Source organism: Paraburkholderia sp. BR10872 (genome assembly GCF_040965835.1).
In the GTDB taxonomy this organism is placed as follows: domain Bacteria; phylum Pseudomonadota; class Gammaproteobacteria; order Burkholderiales; family Burkholderiaceae; genus Paraburkholderia; species Paraburkholderia nodosa_A.
Genome location: NZ_JBFRCN010000143.1, coordinates 1 through 887 on the forward strand (window position 1 = coordinate 1; position 887 = coordinate 887).

An 887-nucleotide genomic window follows, 5' to 3' on the forward strand; every position below is an offset into this window, starting at 1 on the left:
GCCGTAGACGTGAACGACTTGATACCGGGGCCGGCGGCGACGTAGTCGATAGCCCTCATCGAGCCCCTTCAGGTTCCGCCGTTGGAAGGGACGGCTGTGTCGACCAAGGCCGCGCCACATGGGCTAGCCAGCCAATAAATGAAAGTACTGATTCGGCTCCAGCACGGCCGATTTGAGGCGGTTCTAGAGAAGAACGCCTGGCTCTACACGCGTTGCTGACTCCACAGATGTTGCCGTGTAGTGTGCTTGAAGGGCACGTCCGCCGCTGTATGAGCAGACGAATGAGTTGCCTCTCTTGATTGACGGGCACGAGCGCGACGATAAACTACGTCAGATGGACTCCCTACACGGTACCGACGTAAATCGCAGCGCCAGCATACTGCGCGAGGATGGCGAGTTCACGCTCTACCGGGTCCAGCCCACCGGCAGCACCGGCAGTGTGCTGGTGGTACGTCCCGCCGACGAACATCCCCCAACCGCCCTTCTCGAACGCCTCGCTCACGAGTTCGCGCTGAAGGACGTACTCAACAGTCAGTGGGCAGCGCGCCCTTTGAAGCTGGTGCGCGATGACGCACGGATGGTACTAGTGCTCGAGGATCCGCTTGGCGAACTGCTCGAGCGGCAAATCGGCGGACCTGGCGAGGTGGGACATGTGTTGTCCCTCGCTGTGGGCATTGCAGCGGCGCTGGGTAAAGTCCATCAGCACGGCCTCGTGCATAAGGACATCAAACCTGCGCATATTCTGGTGGACTGCGTCGACGGCCACGTGCGGCTCACTGGCTTTGGCAGCGCCTCTCGACGCACGTATGAACGGCAATCGCCGGAACCGCCGGAAACGATCGTCGGTACCCTCGCCTATATGGCGCCTGAGCAGACTGGGCGGATGA

1 protein-coding gene is annotated in these 887 nt (G+C 61.2%); it reads left to right on the forward strand.

The window, feature by feature from the left end:
* Positions 1–334 precede the first annotated feature (334 nt).
* On the forward strand, positions 335–887 hold a 553-nt coding region (locus AB4Y43_RS40425), incomplete at its 3' end, for a protein kinase (RefSeq protein ID WP_368730286.1).